This is a genomic window from Chryseobacterium tongliaonense (genome assembly GCF_041224435.1).
Taxonomy (GTDB): domain Bacteria; phylum Bacteroidota; class Bacteroidia; order Flavobacteriales; family Weeksellaceae; genus Chryseobacterium; species Chryseobacterium tongliaoense.
This window is the reverse complement of record NZ_JBGFFD010000002.1, coordinates 536,475-554,769: the sequence shown is the minus strand read 5'-3', so window position 1 is coordinate 554,769 and position 18,295 is coordinate 536,475. Positions and strand designations below refer to the sequence as shown.

At 34.5% G+C, this 18,295-nt stretch carries 20 protein-coding genes; 9 read left to right on the top strand and 11 right to left on the bottom strand.

Annotated features, from left to right (window positions below; genetic code table 11):
• The first annotated feature begins 69 nt into the window (after positions 1-69).
• The 5 genes from kbl to gldG all read left to right on the top strand — a co-directional run bounded on the left by kbl (position 70) and on the right by gldG (position 5,304).
• On the top strand, positions 70-1,266 hold the full coding sequence (kbl, locus tag AB8P06_RS06740) for a glycine C-acetyltransferase (RefSeq protein ID WP_369839645.1): 1,197 nt from the start codon (positions 70-72) through the stop codon (positions 1,264-1,266).
• Between the two features lie 69 nt (positions 1,267-1,335).
• Positions 1,336-1,788, top strand: coding sequence for a toxin-antitoxin system YwqK family antitoxin (locus AB8P06_RS06735; RefSeq protein ID WP_369839642.1), 453 nt, complete (start codon positions 1,336-1,338; stop codon positions 1,786-1,788).
• Positions 1,789-2,171: 383 nt separating this feature from the next.
• Positions 2,172-2,726 (top strand): CopD family protein, encoded by a 555-nt coding sequence (locus AB8P06_RS06730; RefSeq protein ID WP_369839639.1) that lies wholly within the window; start codon positions 2,172-2,174, stop codon positions 2,724-2,726.
• A 177-nt stretch (positions 2,727-2,903) separates the two neighbouring features.
• Positions 2,904-3,632 carry an ABC transporter permease gene (locus tag AB8P06_RS06725; protein ID WP_369839636.1) on the top strand — a complete coding sequence of 243 codons (729 nt, stop codon included), beginning with the start codon at positions 2,904-2,906 and terminating at the stop codon, positions 3,630-3,632.
• Positions 3,633-3,636: 4 nt separating this feature from the next.
• Positions 3,637-5,304: a gliding motility-associated ABC transporter substrate-binding protein GldG gene (gldG, locus tag AB8P06_RS06720; protein WP_369839633.1), complete on the top strand. Its 1,668-nt coding sequence runs from the start codon at positions 3,637-3,639 to the stop codon at positions 5,302-5,304.
• Between the two features lie 42 nt (positions 5,305-5,346).
• Here the strand turns inward: gldG and AB8P06_RS06715 are convergent, their stop codons facing one another.
• The 10 genes from AB8P06_RS06715 to AB8P06_RS06670 form a co-directional block, all read right to left on the bottom strand.
• Positions 5,347-6,207 carry a hypothetical protein gene (locus tag AB8P06_RS06715; RefSeq protein ID WP_369839630.1) on the bottom strand — a complete coding sequence of 287 codons (861 nt, stop codon included), beginning with the start codon at positions 6,205-6,207 and terminating at the stop codon, positions 5,347-5,349.
• Positions 6,200-7,549 (bottom strand): AAA family ATPase, encoded by a 1,350-nt coding sequence (locus tag AB8P06_RS06710; protein ID WP_369839627.1) that lies wholly within the window; start codon positions 7,547-7,549, stop codon positions 6,200-6,202. The genes AB8P06_RS06715 and AB8P06_RS06710 overlap by 8 nt, the downstream gene beginning before the upstream one ends.
• A gap of 18 nt (positions 7,550-7,567) precedes the next feature.
• On the bottom strand, positions 7,568-7,867 hold the full coding sequence (locus tag AB8P06_RS06705; RefSeq protein WP_369839624.1) for a hypothetical protein: 300 nt from the start codon (positions 7,865-7,867) through the stop codon (positions 7,568-7,570).
• 224 nt (positions 7,868-8,091) lie between these two features.
• The gene (locus tag AB8P06_RS06700) at positions 8,092-8,448 is read right to left on the bottom strand and encodes a helix-turn-helix domain-containing protein (RefSeq protein WP_369839622.1); all 357 of its coding nucleotides are present in this window, start codon (positions 8,446-8,448) and stop codon (positions 8,092-8,094) included.
• Between the two features lie 158 nt (positions 8,449-8,606).
• Entirely contained in the window at positions 8,607-9,050 is a 444-nt protein-coding gene (locus tag AB8P06_RS06695; RefSeq protein WP_369839621.1) for a hypothetical protein, read from the bottom strand.
• A gap of 94 nt (positions 9,051-9,144) precedes the next feature.
• Entirely contained in the window at positions 9,145-9,333 is a 189-nt protein-coding gene (locus tag AB8P06_RS06690) for a bacteriocin-like protein (RefSeq protein WP_369839619.1), read from the bottom strand.
• A 342-nt stretch (positions 9,334-9,675) separates the two neighbouring features.
• Positions 9,676-10,413, bottom strand: coding sequence for an SDR family oxidoreductase (locus AB8P06_RS06685; protein ID WP_369839616.1), 738 nt, complete (start codon positions 10,411-10,413; stop codon positions 9,676-9,678).
• A 175-nt stretch (positions 10,414-10,588) separates the two neighbouring features.
• Positions 10,589-11,158, bottom strand: a complete 570-nt coding sequence (locus AB8P06_RS06680; RefSeq protein WP_369839613.1) for a Crp/Fnr family transcriptional regulator — start codon at positions 11,156-11,158, stop codon at positions 10,589-10,591.
• A 95-nt stretch (positions 11,159-11,253) separates the two neighbouring features.
• Positions 11,254-11,907, bottom strand: a complete 654-nt coding sequence (locus AB8P06_RS06675; RefSeq protein ID WP_369839610.1) for a hypothetical protein — start codon at positions 11,905-11,907, stop codon at positions 11,254-11,256.
• 38 nt (positions 11,908-11,945) lie between these two features.
• Positions 11,946-12,374 (bottom strand): DUF4268 domain-containing protein, encoded by a 429-nt coding sequence (locus AB8P06_RS06670; protein ID WP_369839608.1) that lies wholly within the window; start codon positions 12,372-12,374, stop codon positions 11,946-11,948.
• 273 nt (positions 12,375-12,647) lie between these two features.
• Here AB8P06_RS06670 and AB8P06_RS06665 point away from each other — a divergent pair, with 273 nt between their 5' ends.
• The 3 genes from AB8P06_RS06665 to AB8P06_RS06655 all read left to right on the top strand — a co-directional run bounded on the left by AB8P06_RS06665 (position 12,648) and on the right by AB8P06_RS06655 (position 14,442).
• Positions 12,648-13,055, top strand: coding sequence for an RrF2 family transcriptional regulator (locus tag AB8P06_RS06665; protein ID WP_007845261.1), 408 nt, complete (start codon positions 12,648-12,650; stop codon positions 13,053-13,055).
• 120 nt (positions 13,056-13,175) lie between these two features.
• Positions 13,176-14,063: a sulfite exporter TauE/SafE family protein gene (locus AB8P06_RS06660; RefSeq protein ID WP_369839604.1), complete on the top strand. Its 888-nt coding sequence runs from the start codon at positions 13,176-13,178 to the stop codon at positions 14,061-14,063.
• Between the two features lie 88 nt (positions 14,064-14,151).
• On the top strand, positions 14,152-14,442 hold the full coding sequence (locus AB8P06_RS06655) for a putative quinol monooxygenase (RefSeq protein ID WP_007845258.1): 291 nt from the start codon (positions 14,152-14,154) through the stop codon (positions 14,440-14,442).
• Between the two features lie 336 nt (positions 14,443-14,778).
• Here the strand turns inward: AB8P06_RS06655 and AB8P06_RS06650 are convergent, their stop codons facing one another.
• The gene (locus AB8P06_RS06650) at positions 14,779-16,074 is read right to left on the bottom strand and encodes a T9SS type A sorting domain-containing protein (protein WP_369839601.1); all 1,296 of its coding nucleotides are present in this window, start codon (positions 16,072-16,074) and stop codon (positions 14,779-14,781) included.
• A gap of 113 nt (positions 16,075-16,187) precedes the next feature.
• On the opposite strand from AB8P06_RS06650, the gene AB8P06_RS06645 reads away from it, so the two are divergent.
• Positions 16,188-18,293, top strand: a complete 2,106-nt coding sequence (locus AB8P06_RS06645) for a TonB-dependent receptor plug domain-containing protein (RefSeq protein WP_369839598.1) — start codon at positions 16,188-16,190, stop codon at positions 18,291-18,293.
• Positions 18,294-18,295: the final 2 nt, after the last annotated feature.

Genomic DNA, 18,295 nt, shown 5'->3' with positions numbered 1-18,295 from the left:
AATAAAAAGCAGAAAGGCTTCGAGTTTACCGCCTTTTTATTAAATTAGCACATCTAAAATTTACTAAAAATGATCTCTGAAAAATATCTTCAAAATTTACAGAACGAATTACAGAATATTGATAACGACGGACTTTACAAAAGAGAAAGAATCATTACTTCTCAACAGAGCGCTGAGATTGAAGCCAACGGAAAAAAGCTGCTGAACTTCTGTGCAAACAACTATTTGGGACTATCTAACAAACCTGAGGTAATGAAAGCTTCCCAGGACATGATCGAATCTCACGGTTACGGAATGTCATCCGTTCGTTTTATCTGTGGAACCCAGGATATTCACAAGCAGTTGGAACAGAAAATTGCTGAATTTTTAGGCCTTGAGGATACGATTTTGTATGCAGCATGTTTTGATGCTAACGGTGGGGTTTTCGAGCCTTTATTCACAGAAGAAGATGCGATTATTTCAGATGAATTGAACCACGCTTCCATCATTGACGGGGTACGTCTTTGTAAAGCGGCAAGATACCGTTATAAAAACAATAATATGACAGATCTTGAAGCCCAGCTGATTGCAGCTTCAGAAAAAAATCACCGTTTTAAAATCATTGTAACTGACGGAGTTTTCTCAATGGACGGAATTGTTGCCGATTTAAAAGGAGTTTGTGATTTAGCTGACAAATATGATGCTTTAGTAATGGTTGATGATTCCCATGCTACAGGTTTCATCGGGAAAACAGGCCGTGGAACTCATGAAGCTAATGAAGTAATGGGAAGGGTAGATATTATCACTTCTACATTAGGAAAAGCTTTGGGAGGTGCTTTAGGAGGTTTTACTTCCGGTAAAAAAGAGATCATTGATATGCTGAGACAGCGTTCCCGTCCGTATTTATTCTCCAATTCACTGGCTCCTGGAATCGTAGGTGCTGCACTGAAAGTGTTGGATATGATTTCAAACGACACTTCTCTTCGCGATAAGGTAATGGAAAATGCAGAATATTTCAGAGCAGAAATGAAGGCTAAAGGTTTTGATATTCCTGATGGTGACGCGGCGATTGTTCCGGTAATGCTTTACGATGCTCCGCTTGCGCAGAAAATGGCTGAGAAATTGATGGATGAAGGAATTTATGTGATTGGGTTTTTCTATCCTGTAGTACCGAAAGGAAAAGCAAGAATCAGGGTTCAGCTTTCTGCCGCTCATACAAGAGAACATTTGGATAAAGCGATTGCCGGCTTCGAAAAAGTAGGAAAAGAACTGGGAGTGATTTCATAAAAATAAATTAGCTCTACAATTGTAGAATAAAAACAGGATTTCTTATATTTACAGAAATTCTGTTTTTTTATGAAAAAAATATCCATTTTTTTATTGATCGTTTTATCTGTAGTTTCCTGTAAGACGAAGATGAATCAGTACATCAGAGACGAAAATAGAGTAAGCAAAAGAGACGGCAAATGGAAAGAAGAGTATTCTTCGGATGACGGAGTTCTTACAGCCATTGGGAAATATGATAAAGGAGAGAAGAAAGGAATCTGGAAAACCTATTTCGATACTAAAGATTTTAAGCACAAACTTTACCAGAAAGATAAAATCAAAAAAGACCTTACAAAAACCAGAAGATATTTTCCCAACGGTAAAATAATGGAAGAGGGACAGTCAAAACTGGATATTTCCAAGGATCAGCGTCACTGGTATTACATCGGAGACTGGAAATATTATAATGATAAAGGGGAGCTTTTGTATATTAAAAAATACCATGACGGGAAAAAGACAGACAGTATTTCCTATAAAAAGTAAGTGTGTAGGATGGCTTTGAATTTAATTTCAGATTTTAATAAAGGTAACTATATATCATTTTACACTTATTTTTTCTTGCTTCTTTGATCGGTTTTTATCGCAAAGAAAATGATGAGTCAAACCTATTAAGATGAGCAAAGTTTTTTAATCTATTAAAATAGATTTTCAAAGGAATGCTTCATAGCAGTTTTACTGCTTTTCTTTACTTTTCTTAAAATATCGCAATCGGATTTTAAAAGCTTTGCGTTAATAAAAAAATGATGAGTGTAAAATGGTATATAGTTGCCTTAATAAAAACAGGTTATTCTTATTTTAAAATCATTTTTTCAGATTAAATTCTGTTTTTTTCTTAAATAAACTATCTTTGCAAACAAATTTTCAGGATGCTTTATACAATAATAAAAGCTTTACATATTATCTTCATGGTAAGCTATTTTGCAGGGATTTTTTATCTCGTGAGAATTTTTGTTTACTATAAAGATACCGACGAATTTGCCGACGAAAAAAAGAAGATTTTAAGAGAGCAATATACCTTTATGGCGAGAAGGCTCTGGAATATCATTACCGTTCCTGCCGGCGTTATCATGGCGGTTTGCGGACTGATCATGATTTTTATGAATACCGGTCTGATGAAAATGCCGTGGTTTCATTTAAAGCTTACTTTCCTGATCGGCCTTGCTGTATACCATTACTGGTGCTGGAAAAAAGTTTTAAAACTGAAAGCCCTTAACGGAAATACTCTTGAAACCGCCAATATAAAGCTGAGACAAGCTAATGAAATAGCAACCTTCATCTTATTTCTGGTCGTATTTACGGTGATCTTAAAATCAATGGTAATAGAATACTGGTGGCAATTAATCGCAGGATTTTTCGTTCTTGTATTTTTAATCATGATGACGGTAAAGCTGGTTAATAAAAATAAAAAAAGTAATAAGTAAGGAATAGGTTATAAATTATGAGTTATGAATTAGGAGTTTTAAAATGAATGATAAAATGTCAATGGTCAATTGTGAATGGTCAATTTTCAGATCACAAATTGGCTCTCAACCTTCAACTCTCAACTTATAACTCATAATTCATAACTCATAACTTTTCATAACCCCCTAATAAAAACTATGATTGCAATTTTTAAAAAAGAACTTTGGAGTTACTTCGGAAACTGGAGCGCATGGATCATCATTGCGGCTTTCAGTCTGATAGCGACTCTTTTTTTGTTTTTTTTCGATAATGATTCTAACATTTTTGAGATCGGAATGGCTTCTTTACAGAGCTATTTTGTTTTGGTGCCGTGGTTGCTGATGTTTATCATCCCGGCATTGTCTATGAAAACATTTGCGGAAGAGCAGCAGACGGGAACATTAAACTGGCTGTTTTCCCAACCTTTGAAAATTTCGGATCTTGTTTTGGGGAAATTCCTTTCCGTTTGGGTAGTGGGGATTTTATGTCTGATTCCGTCACTTATTTATCTTTATACCGTTTACGTTTTAGGGGTACCTGAAGGAAATATAGATTTGGGAATGACTTTCGGAAGCTATATCGGCCTGATTATCCTGATCGCCGCTTTTTCCGGAGTGGGAATATTAGCCTCGTCATTATCACAAAACCAGATCATGGCTTATCTGTTGGGTGTTTTCATGTGTTTCATCATGTATTTCGGGATCGAGCAGCTGGCGAGTTATAAATTATTGGGAGGTGCCGATTTTATTCTGCAGAATGTCGGCTTTTATCAGCACTTTTTAGGTTTTACACGGGGCCTTATCGATTTTAAGGATGTCGCTTATTTTGTCCTGATCATCGGTGTTGCTTTAGCATTGTCCAATCATTTTATCAATAAAAAGAAGTAGAGTTATGAAGAAGATATCATTTAAATCTCCGTTAGGAATTTTACTTTTTGTGATTTTACCGTTAGCCGTTATTCTGGCGGTTTCGGGATTACGTTTAGATTTAACGAAAGAAAAAAGATATACCCTTTCCGACAATACGGTTAAAGTATTGAAGTCGGTGAAAAAACCTTTGACGGTTGATGTTTATCTGGAAGGGGATTTTCCGGCGAGCTTCAAGCAGATTCAGAATGAAACGAAATTTATGCTGGAAGAATTCAGAAAGATCAATCCGAAAATAGATTTCAAATTCATTGATCCTATCAAAACCAAAATGTCACAGGACACCCTGATGGCGATGGGTATGGAACCTTCCATACTTCCGGATATCAAAGACGGAAAAGTTTCCCAGATTATGCTGTTTCCTTATGCGGTGGTAAAGTATGACAAAAGGGGAGTTTCTATCCCGCTGGTGGTACAGCAGACCGGAATTGATGCCGATCAGCAGCTGACAAAATCTATCGAAAATTTAGAATACAACCTGGTTTCCAATATCAAAAATATTGCGGCGGATACCAGAAAGAAAGTAGGGGTTTTGGTGAATCAGGATGAATTGAGCCCGGATGAATTCCAAGGATTCATGCACCTTGCCTTAGAAAATTACGATGCAGGACCGGTGATTCCTAAAAACCAGACCGAGCTTACTATGGCCGATCTTCCGATGCTGAAACAGATGAGTGCCCTGGTGATTGCAAAACCCAGAAAAGCATTTACAGACGGCGAAAAAGTGATCCTTGACCAATACATCATGAATGGCGGTAAAACCCTTTGGATGATCGATGCGGTAAACGCGGAAATGGATACGCTCACAAGATCAAAAAAGATAATGCCTTTCCCTATAGATATCAATATGACGGATTTCTTCTTCAATTACGGAATCAGGATCAATCCTGCATTGGTAAAAGACGTAAAGAAATTTGCATTGCTGCGTCTGGTAACCGGTGAAGTAAGCGGAAACCCTCAGTATACAAGTCTTCCGTGGCCTTATTTCCCGTTAGGAATTGCAGAGCATAATAATCCGATCACGAAAAATATCAACCCTGTAAAATTTGAGTTCCCGACTTCGATTGATACGTTGGGAAGAAAAAATATCAAAACCAATATTCTTTTTGAATCGAGTGAAAGAACGCTATTGAAGCAGGTTCCGAATTATGTAGACTTAAAAGAAATTTCGAGTGTAGACAGTCTTGGACAAATGGAAAAGCCAAGCACCCCGAAAATCTACGCGGTTTCCCTGGAAGGTAAGTTTACTTCTGCCTATTCCTCAAGAATTGAAAGAAAATCATATCCGGGCTTCAAAGCACAGAGCCCCGAAAATAAAATGATCATCATTGCAGACGGAGATGTGGGAAGAAATAAAGTAATCAAGGGGCAGCCTTTACCTTTAGGTGTAGATATGCTGACCAATGAGCAGTTTGGAAACGAGCAGTTTCTGAGAAATGCCTTAGACTACCTTTTAGATGACAGCAATTTAATGGAATTAAGAAACCGGAATATTGAAGAAAGACTTCTTGACCGACAAAGAATAACCGAAGAAAAAAACAACTGGCAATGGTTTAATTTGCTGCTTCCTTTAGTGGTGATAGGAGCGTTGGGAGGATTGTTCTTCTGGCTGAGGAAGAGGAAGTTTGGATAAACTAAAAAGAGAAACCGGGAGGTTTCTCTTTTATATTATTATTTATGTTGTTAATTCAGAAAATAAATTATATTCGTCAAAATAATTAGGTTGGATTGCTACGTAAAAAGCTTTTTCAAAATTATCCAACTTAAAATTATTAGTATTTTTTATTTTATTTATATAGTGAAATAAAATTTCAATAAAATCGTGTCCATTCATATTATGCCTAATATCTGGATTTAATAGGCTGTCAAATTCATTAATAAATTTTTTTATTTCTAGTTCTCTATCTTTTAATTTATTTTGATTTATAAAATTATCAAGTAGTATTTCAAAATTAAAACTACAAATACCCGTTTTTTTATTTACTACAACTTGTTTTTCAATTTTTGGAATTCCAAAATTAAAATCGAAATATTTATTGATTAATCTTATTTTAAAAAAACCTATTAGCAATTGACTTATTTGTAGTAAAGTTTGTTCAGCAGTATATGGAAAATTATTTATAGCAATTTTTAAGAATTTGCCAATATATTTTTTAGAAAAAAAATATGACTCCATACAACAAAAATCTGTATATAGAATATTTTTGTTCTCCTGTTTGCTATTTAGGATATCATCAAAATCTTTATCAATAATACATTTAATATTTGTACTTAATGATTCTTTTTCCAGTATTCTAGACAGGGCAATCAATTTATCTTTATTTGATTTTAAGTCTAAATCGATAAAATTATCTTTTAAGTTAGAAACATCTATATCATTGATTTCAATAACATTTTGATAGTTGTTATTTTTATATTCAAAAAAGTTATCAATTACATTTTTATCACTAGGACCTTCAACATATACATCTATTAATTCATTTTCGAGACTGTAAATAGTGACTAACTCTTCCCATTTTCTTTTTATATCAAGCATTTTCAGATACTAATTTAGTTATACTTGTTTTATAAGAAGACAATAATTCAAATGAATGAGTTGCTAGAATAAATTGAATGTTTTTTTCTTTACTAAAATCTAAAAGTGTATTGATTAATTTTCGTTGCCATTTTATATTTAAAGAAATTTCAGGTTCGTCAATAATAAAAATAGTAGCATCATCAGCTGAAGTTATGGTATTAATTAATAGTAGTATTAATTGTTTTTCCCCGCTTGAGAGCCAATTAAAATTTATATCCTCATTATTGTCAGTTTGTTTTAAAATAAAACCTTTAGAAAGGTGAAACTCAATTCTTTTACTAGCAAAATAATCATTTACGGTTTGGAGAAAAAGATTTATTGTCTTTACGACATATTCTAAGGCGTTCAATTTTGCATTAATACTATCCAAAAAAAGTGACACTACTGTATGTAAGAAATTTATTTGCTCTGGTGTTTTTGCTTTTTTTATAGAACTTCTAAACCCTTTTATATCAATATTATCAATTAATCCAAATTTTACAAAAGAAGGAATTTTTGCTTCTAAATCTTCAAGTTCTTTTAAGAGTGTTTCTTGTGTTTTATTACTTACTTCGGACTCAGCAAGTGTAATATAATTTTTAATAATATCCGAAAAAATTACCTGTGAATTAGTTTCTCCTTGTCTAGATCCATAAATAACTTTATTTCTAACCCAATCAATAAGACGCTCTATGGTAGGTTCGAAACCTAATCTTTTTTCATTTAGATATTTCTTAATAGCTGTTTTTTCATATTCTCTTGAGTATATTATGTCAGAATGATTATATATTATAGTGTTAGATTCTTGTTCGTGCCCATCAGATAATAAGCTATTAAGTATTTTTCTATCATCGGAAAGATAAAAAATTGTTATATTAAGTTTTTTAATATATGTAAGAATTTCTTGATAAATGAAATCGTCTTTTGTTCCTGACTCTAATTGAATAGCATTTTCGGAATTAGCAATTAAAACAAGTGATTTAATTTTTTTTCTATTCTTAGATATGTAAAATTCATAAGTCCCAGATGTTGCCTTTTCTCTAACAGCACCTATTTCAAATCCATTTTGAAAAAATACACTGAATTTTTTGAATTTGGTCTCGGCTATTCGTGATTTATATCCACTCTTATCTCTCGTTGAAAGTAGGTAAAAAAATAATTTTAATATTGTTGTTTTTCCTGATCCGTTATCTCCATAAATAATCATTAATTTATTTATGTCAATATTTCCTTCTCTTGGTAATGTGTAATCATATAAACCGAAAAGTTTTTCAGCTTTGATATGAGATACGTTTAGGTTATTAGTTTTTTTATTAATCATATTTATTATTGTAAAATATTAGTTTTTTTTAAGGTTATTCATTTCTTTAATATTGTTGTTACTTTTGGAAAGAAATTTGTTAGTTTCCAAACTGCTGCAAATTTTTCCCCGTATCGCTTCTCCAAGCTCTTCAATGTTAATATCCTTTAGTGCTTTAAACTTAATACAATATCTGGTAACACTCGCTTTTCCTATTTTTCCTCTATAGGTTTGAGACAAATAGGTCTTATCATCAATGCCAAGGATATAAATAGAAATTCCGCTTGTGTTAGCGCTGAACCCCCACTTGATAAAAGTCTCTCGTACTTCCGTCACCATACTTCATGACCCATATTCGATATTAGGATTGGAAACCGTTTTTCCCTCATCATTTTTCCCATCTAAAAAAAACCATAATTGACATTCCGGCATTACTTGCCTAATGTACTGATGCAACGTTTCCATATCACCACGTTTAGATGCTGATTGAGTAGAATATAATTGCTGATTTATTCTTCTATAGTCATATCGGATGTAATTGTAAGAACTTAGAAACGAAGGATTTACTTTATCTTTAATTTCAGATTTTCCTCCTTCAAAGTCTCAATCTTGTCCTCCAAAATTTTAATATAACTCTGCAAGTTTTCTATAATAGAATTAGGAATTGTATAATATTGATTAAAATTACCGGAATTGTCGTTAAAGACAGGATCATTATTAATTACGCTGGTTGGCCTTTCCTCTTTTATCTCTTCCACAGGCACTTCCAAAGCTGCGGCCAGCTTTTCCCATTCATCATCAAACATTTTTATTTCGCCTCTTTCTTTGCGGGAGTAGTTGGAAGGATCTGTTGCAATGATACCGGCCATTTTTTCCTGGGAGAATCCCCTTTGTTTTCTTAGATTTCTTAGCTTTTCCATAATGATAGTATATCTGTGCTTTGTACAAATATAGAAAAATTTAAGATGAGATTTCCCGGATTAATGGCAGAGACAGATTATTTTTTTAATACACTAAAAAAATAATATTTCTGTATACCAAAGGACAAAGCTTTTTCGAAACCCAATAACTACTGTTTTTAAGTATTGGAATATTTAAACGGAAGATTCACGATGTCAATTACTTTTTCACCTTTGCTGTTTTTTCCGGCTTCCCATTTAACTTTTGAGGTGGTTTTTTCTGCTGCTTTTTTTACTTCACTGTTGAAAGCTTCATTGTCTCCGTAAGTTGAGACATTCAAAACATTACCATCTGAGCTTATTTTCAGGATGATCTTTGTTTTTAAATCTTTGCTGAGACTTTTGAGTGCGTCTTTATTTAAATTCTTTTTGACGTCATCAACAAATGCTTTGTTTCCTCCCGGATACTGCGCAGGAAAAGCAGTCATGGGCGGTGGCGGAACAGACATATCCTGAGGCTGTCGCGATTCAAATTTATCTTTTACCCTTTCTACCTTTTTTACTTTTTGGCCAAACCCGATTCCGAAGATCAGTATCAGGAAGAGTAAGAATATTTTTTTCATATTAATTGCGGTTTTATAGAATGATAAGTAATCACTTAAAATAATACATAAAGAATGAATAGCTTATGGTAAACTATTCATTCTCATGGTTTAATTAGCACCAGAACCCACCGCCGCAAGCATAATTGTGGCAGCTTGTACCTCCTGTTTCAGGCGGGCACATTCCCCAGCCATAGCTTCCGTCGTCATTGGCATGGCATAATTTCCATCCGTCACAAGGAGCGGCTACAGCTCCGGTTACTGCTTTCATGTTGTTTCTTGAAAGTTTTTTTAAGTTTTTCATAATGGTTAGTTTTAGTTTTTCCTACTCTTTTGAAGCTTTTTGGATTCCGCTTATACAATTCCTAAGGTAGTGAATTTTATTTATCATTTATTGTTTTATTTGTAATTTATTTTTAAAAATTGTTTTCCAATGATTTGTTAGGCAGTTGTTTATGTATCCATAGCTAAGGAATCAGCTGTTAAAACGAATAAGCTTCCCAATACTGTTTTTCAAAATTTATTCGAATTGGCGGCAGTATTTGAAAGAAAGATCGTAATAGATAAAACAAAAAAGAGAAACCCAAAAGTCTCTCTTCATCATAAATACATTATACATTGTACTTTTTACATTATACAATAAATCCTACCACGGACTGATTCCCGTTTCATCTTCAATATCATTGCTGAAATAAGTTCCCGTTGGTCCGTTTTCATCAGTAAGCGTGTGCTTTACAATAAAAGATGCAGCGCTTTCTACAGAGCCTGGGCCGCTGTGATGATTGAAATCTGTTGCCGTGTAACCGGGATCTATCGTATTGACTTTGAAAGGTAAATCTTTCAATTCATAAGCTAAAGTAATGGTGTAGGCATTCAAAGCTGATTTTGAAGGTCCGTAAGCTGCTGTTTTTACATCGTAATATTTCCAGCTTGGGTCGCTGTGAAGGGTTAAAGATCCAAGGCCTGAAGTGATATTACTGATTCTTGGGCTGTCTGATTTTTTCAGCAGGTCTAAAAATGCCTGTGTAACGCTGATCACTCCGAAAAAATTGGTGTCAAAAACCTCCCGGATATCCTGAATGGAAGTAGCCGATGCTGTTTGAGGATTGGCTCCCAGAATTCCTGCATTATTGATCAGGATATCCAGCTTTCCCTGTTCGTTTTCTACCCAATTTTTTGCTGCTGTGATAGAATCAGGATTGGTAACATCAATTTCAATGGCTTTGATGTTCTGATAGCCTTTTTCATTAAGTTCTTTTACTACGGCTTCTCCTTTTTCAAGATTGCGGCTTCCCAAATAAACGAATAATCCTTTTTCTGAAAGTTGTTTTACGGTTTCCAGGCCAATGCTTCTGTTGGCGCCTGTAATTAATGCTGATTTCATTTTGTTTGATTTAATTAATGGTGTAAAATTCCGTCAATTAAACAGGATATCATTTGTCATTATGGCAAAAAGCAATACAAAATGCAAATAAATTAAAGTCAAAAAACAAAAATTAAGTTAATCAGAATACAAAATATCCCATAAAGCCCTCAATCTAACTTCTAACCTCTAGCTTCTACCTTATATTTTTCCTGATCCTGCTCAATGAAGATTGGGTAACGCCCAGATAAGAAGCAATATAAGAAAGCGGAATACGGTTGACTACAGTAGGGTAGATCTCAAGGAATTTCAGATAGCGTGTTGTAGCATCTTCCGAAACCAGCGGGCTTCTTCTTTCTACTTTCTGAATCAATGCCCGTGAAATGATTTTATGTACAATGGCTTCCCAGCCGACAATGGTCTGTAAAAGCTCCAGCCAGTCTTTTCTTGAAAAAACAATGAGCTTACAATCTGTAACGGCCTCCACATAGGTGCTGGAACAAATTTCATTATCAAAACTTTCAAGATCTACAACCAGGTTGTTTTCTTCGATAAAGTATTTGGTGATTTCTTCTCCTTTATTGTCGTAGTAGCAAACCCGTAAAATTCCGTCCACAACAAAGCCTACCTGTCTGGCTATTTTTCCGGCTTCAGAAAAGTAGCTGTCTTTTGTAAGATCTACTTCGGTTGCTTTGCTTGCGATAAAGTCGATCTGTTGCTGGTTCAGATTCCCAAACCTTAAAATAAAATCGAATAATTCTTTCATGATAGCAAGTTAGTCAAACCTGGTTGTATGGCATTTGTCATTTGACAAAAAGTAATAAATAAAAATAGAAACCATTTGTATAATTATTAATGAAATTAAATATTGTTATTTACTATTATGTCAAATGGTGTTCCAAAAGAACCTATACTTTTCAAATATTCCTTATCTTCTTCTGTGAGCTCACTGGTTCTTAATCCTATTTCTTCCCATTTTTTTCCTTCCAGCTGTTTAAAAGCAAATTCAATAGATTCAATTTTTGGTTTTTTATTTAATCCTAATAGGGTAAGATCCATAAATTGTCCTACTTTAATTTCCCCTTGTATTATTTCTCCTAAAAGAAAAAATTGCCTTTCTTTTATCTGAAAAGAGCTATTGAGTTTAAACCGGGCAACGATTATGTGGTGCCATTTATATGAACAATAGCGACATTGTCTTGCATAAGGTGTTCTGCATAATTTATTACATTTTGGGCAAGTATTAAAGAATATTTTATCCGGATTCTGGCTTAAAATTCTATTGGCGACCAGCAATTCAAAATTTTCATATCCATCTTTAAGTAAATCTAAAACTGATGAGTCAGAAGTTAGCCAACCCTTTTCCTTATAAATTCTTTTAAGATTTTCAATATTGACACTTTTTGAGTATTCAAGTTTGTAAATTGATGACGAGTGTTTAATGGCCATTCTCTCATCACTTGTTAATAAGTTGGAAAAATAGGTAATAATATATTGAGCTGTTTCTCGATTCATAAAATAACTCTGTAAGATTACTTAAAATAATTTTTGATCTAAATATCCTTTATAAAATCTTCATACTCATAGTAAAACCTCTCAAAGCCATCCATTTTTTCTACAAAGAATTCGAAAATTTCCTGCCAGGTATTTTTATTGAAAATAGAGACATTGTGCTTTTCTATCCAGATTTTACTGATCAGTTTTCCGTTTTCCAGAGTAAAATGTTCTTCTTTTTGAAAATCTCCGATGAAGTCTTTTAAAATATCCTCCAAAGACCAGATCTTTTCATAATAAGCATTCCTGAAAATCTCATCTTTCATTTCTATATCCAGGGAAACTTCAGCCTTTTTATTATCTGCATAGAATTTGAAAGCAACATCCTTGATTTTGGTGTCGTACATAATCCATTTTCTGGGAAAAGACTTTCCAAAAGCCGTCCAAAACTCCTTTTTTAACTGCTGTGCTTCTTGTTTACTGAACATAGAACAAACTTAAGGATTTGAGGGGAGAATAGCAATATCGTAAAAGGGCAAAAAGGCGAAAAGGCAAAACTGCGAAATCGTAAAACTGTGAAACTGCAAAATAGCAAAAAGGTAAAACTGCAAAATCGTAAATTCAGGTGTATTACGAATAACGTGTGGCAAGTAGACTTTATAAAGCTTTTTTATTTGTGGATATTTGTATAATTTAATTTGTGTTATTTGTGGTTAATTCCGGTTTCTCCCATTTAAAACAATTTTCTTAAATTTGCTGTAATGCTGTCAAAAAAATCTCAATATGCTTTTAAAGCGCTTTCATATCTTGTAGAAAAAAGAAATGAAGGCCCGATTCTTATTTCCGAAATTGCGGAACATAAGCGAATTCCTTTGAAATTTTTAGAAAATATTCTGCTTGAGCTGAAAAAAGCAGACATCCTCGACAGTAAAAAAGGAAAGGGTGGTGGATATTTTTTTAAAGAAAATCCGGAGAATGTGAAGCTGGCAAAGATTATTCGTCTCGTTAACGGTCCTATTGCACTTTTACCGTGTGTAAGTTTAAATTTTTATGAGAAATGTGATGACTGCAATGAAGATCATTGTGGCTTACATGATGTTCTGATCGAGGTAAGAGATGCTTCCTTAAATATTTTAGAAAGAAAAACATTAATGGATCTGGTCGATTGATCAGATCCCTTTTTTTGAATAATTAGTCTACTTGTTTGGTAGGATAAATATTTTATTGGATATTTGCACTACTTCAAACGGATCAATTATCCAGTATTGAAGCCATAATATGTGTATAATATGGTAATTTCAAGAAAGATTCAGATAAGGCTCAATGTGTTTTTTATAACACTGGCGATTGTTTTTATTACGGTTTTCTCAATGTACGAATTAGGTTATCTGGATGAGCTTTTTACGGTTCTGGCCAAAGATAATTACATCTTTTACTGGATGCTTCTGGTAGGTTTCCTGGTTGAAATCGTAGCCGGATCAATGGGAATGGGATATGGCGTAATCTGTACCACCACTCTTTTGTTTCTTAATATTCCGCCACATATTGTCAGTGCAAGTATTCATTCCGCGGAGAGCTTTACAACAGCAGCGGGAAGCATAAGCCATATTCAGCTTAAAAATGTAAGCAAAAGCCTGGTTAAAAAACTGGCAATTCCTGCGATTATAGGTGCTGTTATCGGGGCTTTATGCCTGACTTATCTGGGTGAGTATTATGCTAAAGTAACCAAAACCATTATAGCTTTCTATACTTTATACCTTGGAATACAGATTTTTTCAAATGCCTTTAAAGCGAAACAAAGTAAGGCTTTGAAAAGGAAAACCAATCTGACAAGATTAGGAGTGATCGGAGGTTTTATTGATTCATTTGCAGGTGGAGGATGGGGCCCTTTGGTAACGGGAACTTTAATTAAAAATGCATTTACTCCGAGATTTGCAGTGGGAAGTTCTACCGTCGCTAAATTTATTTTAACCTTAACGGCAGCAGTTACCTTCTTTTTCACATTGGGGATTCAGCACTGGCATATTATTCTGGGCCTTTTAATCGGCGGAATTATTACGGCTCCGTTTTCTGCCATGCTTACGGCCAGACTTCCGGTAAAAAAGATGTTTTTTATCATCGGAACCCTGGTCATTGTGATGAGTCTGATAACTATTTATAAATCAATATTCAATTAAATTTTTCTGTTTATTGTGGAAAAATAAGACGGATAAAAAACAATTCGGTTTTGAAAATAATTTACTTTTACATCCTAAATAACAGTACATGAATTTACATATAATTGCGCTTTTTAAGTTTAATGAAAATTATCTGATGGAAGCGGTTGAATTATTTCAAAATCTGGTAAAAGAAACGAGAAAAGAAGCCGGATGTCTGCAATATGATCTTATAGAAGATAAAGATAATAAAGGGACATTTTTTCTGATCGAATTATGGGAAAGTGTGGAACATCACAACAGCCACAACGGGCAGGATCATCTTCTCGATTTTCGTAAGGATGCTTCCAGAATTATGGAAAGCTCTGCCCAGGTTTATAAGGGATTTAAAATTTACTAAGGAGAAATTTTATTTACATGTAAAAGGCTGCTTACAATCCGTAGGCAGCCTTTTTTAGAAAAAATAGAAAGTATTAAAATTTAGATTAGGTCGCTATATACTATTTTACGCTCATTATTTTTTATTAACGCAGAACTTTTAAAATCCGACTGCTATATTTTAAGAAAAGCAAAGAAAAACAGCAGAGTTGCAATGAAGCTTTTTTTTGAAATCTATTTTATAGATTAAAAAACTTTACTCATCTTAAATAGGTCCGATGCATAATTTTCTTTGCGATGTAAAAACCGATCATTGAAAAGCAAACAATAAGTGTAAATAGTATATAGTTATCTTAAATTATTTTACAATCAGCTTCTTAGTTTCAGTGTTGCCACCGTAAGTGATTTTCACCAGGTAAGTTCCTGAAGTAAGATGAGATAGATTTAAGTCCTGTTTGTAGAAGCCTGTCTGGTTGGTAAGTTCGGTATTGTATACTTTTTTACCGGTAAGATCATATACTTCTACATTTCCTTTATTAGAAGCCTTTTCTTTTACATCAAATAAAACCGTTACTTTTTTATCAGCAGTAGTAGGGTTAGGATAAATACCGAAAGAAGCTTTCTGGCCAACCTCTTTTACTCCTAATGTTGAAGTGATGTTTTTGTATTTGAAATACATATTACCTGTAGTGGTGCCTTCATTTGAAGTGAAATACATTCTGTAATAGTCTGATCCCTGTTTTATATAATATACCACGTCAGTATAAACCCCTGATGTAGGTTTCCAGGAGTGGCCTATGGCTGTAATTTTAGCGGAAAAAGTTCCTGATGCAGGAAGAGTAGCAGCAGCGGTTGCCTGGGTTTCGGGTTGTACTTTTGCGATGGTAACAGAAGGATTCTGAATGACTCCCGCCATTTTATACATCATTGATCCTCCAGGATAAGTATAATCTGTCCAGTATCTTGTAAACATCAGGTCCCAGTCAGCTTTTGCAGGCTCAAGGTTGGGAACTTTATCTCCTGTCGTGAAAGAGAAATAATTAAAATAAGCATCATCAGATCCGTTGGCTACAGTCTTTGTTTGCGTAGCATCCCATGATGTTCCGTTCCATTTTGCATATTTGAAAGTATATCCGGCTGAAAATTCATTAATGAAGAATTTGTAATAGTTTTCATTCCCATAATCGATAACAAAAACAACCTGGCCGACAACTTTATGCGTTGCTATATCATAGTTTCCCCATCCGAAATTGAACGGTCCTGCCGGTAAAAGAGTGGATGAATCAAAAGCTCCGTCCTGGATGCGCGTTGTCTGATCCGGATTATAAAGCGGGTTTCCCCATGTTGCTTTTTGAGACGGATTTACCGTATCGAAATCTGCAGGTGTGCTGGAAGTCTGGTAAACCGTTGCTGTTTTGGCATCATTAATTCTGATCCCCTTATCCATTGCGCTGTTTCTGTAAAATGCAATGTCCCAGTTATCTGCTGCCTGAGATACTGTAGTGTTGGCAGATAAATCAAAGAATACACGGTTTTGATAAGCAGGCCCCATCGTCATATTTACTGTTGTGTAACCAAAAGCATCGGTCTGAGCTAAAATAGTTTGCTGTATGCTTAGAGAAAGCAAAGAGGCCAAAAGTAGCTTTGTTTTCATAATCTGTTAAAGGTATTTATGTTATTTTTATTTAGAATTATTCTACAAAAGTATAATTTTATTTTTAATTATTCTAAATAAACGACTATATTTGTCAAAAATTTTTTGCCTTTATGAAGAAGAAAGTGCTTTCCATTCTATCCTTATCCACTGTACTCTGGATAAATGCACAGGAAAAAGATTCTCTTAATCAGAAGAAAATAGAAGAGGTTGTTATTACAGGACAGTATACCCAACAGTCAATTAATAAATCCATCTATAAGGTTGAGGTGATCGATGCCCAAAAGATTAAAAGCATGGCAGCTACGAATGTTGCAGAAGTTTTAAATCAAAGTCTTAATATACAGATCACACCCGATACGGACTCCGGGAATTCTACCGCTAATATTATGGGACTGGGCGGAGATTACGTTAAAGTTTTAATAGATAATATACCGGTTGTAGGAGATACGGGATTGGGAAGCAATATAGACCTTACCAAGCTAAGCCTGAACAATATTGAAAGAATCGAAATTGTACGGGGAAGTATGGGAGTTGAATATGGCAATGGCGCACTCGCAGGTGTCATCAATATTATTACCAAAAAGAATAATTCTAAAAAAGTAAGCGTAAGAGCTTCTCTGCAGGAAGAGACTGTAAGAAACGACTACGATCTGCGCAAGAAGGGAAAAGGAAGACATATTCAGAATGTAAGTGCAGACTATAATATCAGCAACAATTGGTTTGCGAATATCAGCTTCAACCATAACCAGTTTATGGGCTATGAAGGCAACCGGGAAGGATATAAGTACTTCGGGGATGATGTAGAGAAAACCAGAGGGAATGAATGGAACCCGAAAGACCAGTACGATGCTTCAGCCTTATTAAAGTATACCAAAAATAAAACGTCCTTCTTTTATAAGCTTTCCTACTTACACGAAAAATTCAATTTTTATAATCCGGTAGTGTCCAGAAAACCGCTTAATGACGGTGTGGGTGGTGTTACCTATGAAAGTATTGACAGAGAATATAATACGGAAAGATGGATTCATCAGTTTAATATCCAGACCAGTTTGGGGCATATTCGTTACATGGGAGATTTTTCTTACCAGAACCAGGACCGGAAATATTTTGACTATAATTATGATATTCCTAACCGCTCTGTAAGAGAAAAGAACCAGGAAAATTCTTACTATAAAACAGATGTTATTTATTCAAGAGGGCTGTTCAGTAATTTCCTTGATAATAAGAAATTTGATTTTCAGTTAGGCTATGAATTAGACCATACAAGTGGCTATGCAGCTCTGATTGCCGGTGAATTTAACAGTGAAAATGTAAAAAGAAATATCTTCACCTATTCCAATTTCCTTTCTGCAGAATGGAATATTTCAGATCGGTTTTCTTTAAGGCCCGGAGCCAGATTTTCAGTAAGTGACCGGTTTGAAAATCAATTTAATTACTCACTTTCCGCAAGGTTAAAAACATCGGATAATTCCAATTTAAGAGGCGTTTTCGGAACTGCCAACCGTTTTCCTACCTATGAAGAACTGTTTACTTATATGGTAAACGTTAACCATGACATTCAGGGAGATCCCGATTTGTCACCTGAAAAAGGATATTCAGCAGGGGTATTCTGGGACCAGAATTTCAGAACCGGAAATGACTGGCGCATCGGATATGGAATAAATGCTTTATATCTGGATGTGGATGACAGGATAGAAATGGTAAGGATAGGAGCTTCTACTTATAAATACATGAATTTAAATAAATACAGAAGTCTTTTATTTTCAGCAAATGCCGATTTCAGTAAAGATCAGTTTACTTTCGGTGTCAGAGCTTCACTGAACGAAATTTCCGTTTCAATGAGCGAGCTTGACTTTACTTCTCCTACAGATTTTCAGTACAATGTTCAGGCAGGGGCTTCAGCAACTTATAAGTTAAAAGATATAAACACCGCTTTTGCGCTTTATTATAAGTATACGGGTCAGGCAAGAAACTACGTCAATACAGGTGAAGGCTTTCAGCTTGGTAAAACAGATGAATTCCATATGATGGATTTTATTGTAAGCCAGCCATTCTGGAAAGACCGTTTTGAGCTTTCAGTGGGCGTTAAAAATATATTTGATGTTACCACAGTTAACAGTACTGTTACGGCAGCAAGCGGTCACAATGCAGCTTCGGACCGCCTGAATCTGTTTTACGGCAGAAGTTATTTTGCAAGATTAATGTATCAATTCTAAAA

Bases quoted from the DNA above. Each gene is read 5' to 3' on its own strand.
- kbl (WP_369839645.1), top strand. From the start codon at position 70: ATGATCTCTGAAAAATATCTTCAAAATTTACAGAACGAATTACAGAAT.
- AB8P06_RS06735 (WP_369839642.1), top strand. From the start codon at position 1,336: ATGAAAAAAATATCCATTTTTTTATTGATCGTTTTATCTGTAGTTTCC.
- AB8P06_RS06730 (WP_369839639.1), top strand. From the start codon at position 2,172: ATGCTTTATACAATAATAAAAGCTTTACATATTATCTTCATGGTAAGC.
- AB8P06_RS06725 (WP_369839636.1), top strand. From the start codon at position 2,904: ATGATTGCAATTTTTAAAAAAGAACTTTGGAGTTACTTCGGAAACTGG.
- gldG (WP_369839633.1), top strand. From the start codon at position 3,637: ATGAAGAAGATATCATTTAAATCTCCGTTAGGAATTTTACTTTTTGTG.
- AB8P06_RS06715 (WP_369839630.1), bottom strand. From the start codon at position 6,207: ATGCTTGATATAAAAAGAAAATGGGAAGAGTTAGTCACTATTTACAGT.
- AB8P06_RS06710 (WP_369839627.1), bottom strand. From the start codon at position 7,549: ATGATTAATAAAAAAACTAATAACCTAAACGTATCTCATATCAAAGCT.
- AB8P06_RS06705 (WP_369839624.1), bottom strand. From the start codon at position 7,867: ATGGTGACGGAAGTACGAGAGACTTTTATCAAGTGGGGGTTCAGCGCT.
- AB8P06_RS06700 (WP_369839622.1), bottom strand. From the start codon at position 8,448: ATGGAAAAGCTAAGAAATCTAAGAAAACAAAGGGGATTCTCCCAGGAA.
- AB8P06_RS06695 (WP_369839621.1), bottom strand. From the start codon at position 9,050: ATGAAAAAAATATTCTTACTCTTCCTGATACTGATCTTCGGAATCGGG.
- AB8P06_RS06690 (WP_369839619.1), bottom strand. From the start codon at position 9,333: ATGAAAAACTTAAAAAAACTTTCAAGAAACAACATGAAAGCAGTAACC.
- AB8P06_RS06685 (WP_369839616.1), bottom strand. From the start codon at position 10,413: ATGAAATCAGCATTAATTACAGGCGCCAACAGAAGCATTGGCCTGGAA.
- AB8P06_RS06680 (WP_369839613.1), bottom strand. From the start codon at position 11,158: ATGAAAGAATTATTCGATTTTATTTTAAGGTTTGGGAATCTGAACCAG.
- AB8P06_RS06675 (WP_369839610.1), bottom strand. From the start codon at position 11,907: ATGAATCGAGAAACAGCTCAATATATTATTACCTATTTTTCCAACTTA.
- AB8P06_RS06670 (WP_369839608.1), bottom strand. From the start codon at position 12,374: ATGTTCAGTAAACAAGAAGCACAGCAGTTAAAAAAGGAGTTTTGGACG.
- AB8P06_RS06665 (WP_007845261.1), top strand. From the start codon at position 12,648: ATGCTGTCAAAAAAATCTCAATATGCTTTTAAAGCGCTTTCATATCTT.
- AB8P06_RS06660 (WP_369839604.1), top strand. From the start codon at position 13,176: ATGGTAATTTCAAGAAAGATTCAGATAAGGCTCAATGTGTTTTTTATA.
- AB8P06_RS06655 (WP_007845258.1), top strand. From the start codon at position 14,152: ATGAATTTACATATAATTGCGCTTTTTAAGTTTAATGAAAATTATCTG.
- AB8P06_RS06650 (WP_369839601.1), bottom strand. From the start codon at position 16,074: ATGAAAACAAAGCTACTTTTGGCCTCTTTGCTTTCTCTAAGCATACAG.
- AB8P06_RS06645 (WP_369839598.1), top strand. From the start codon at position 16,188: ATGAAGAAGAAAGTGCTTTCCATTCTATCCTTATCCACTGTACTCTGG.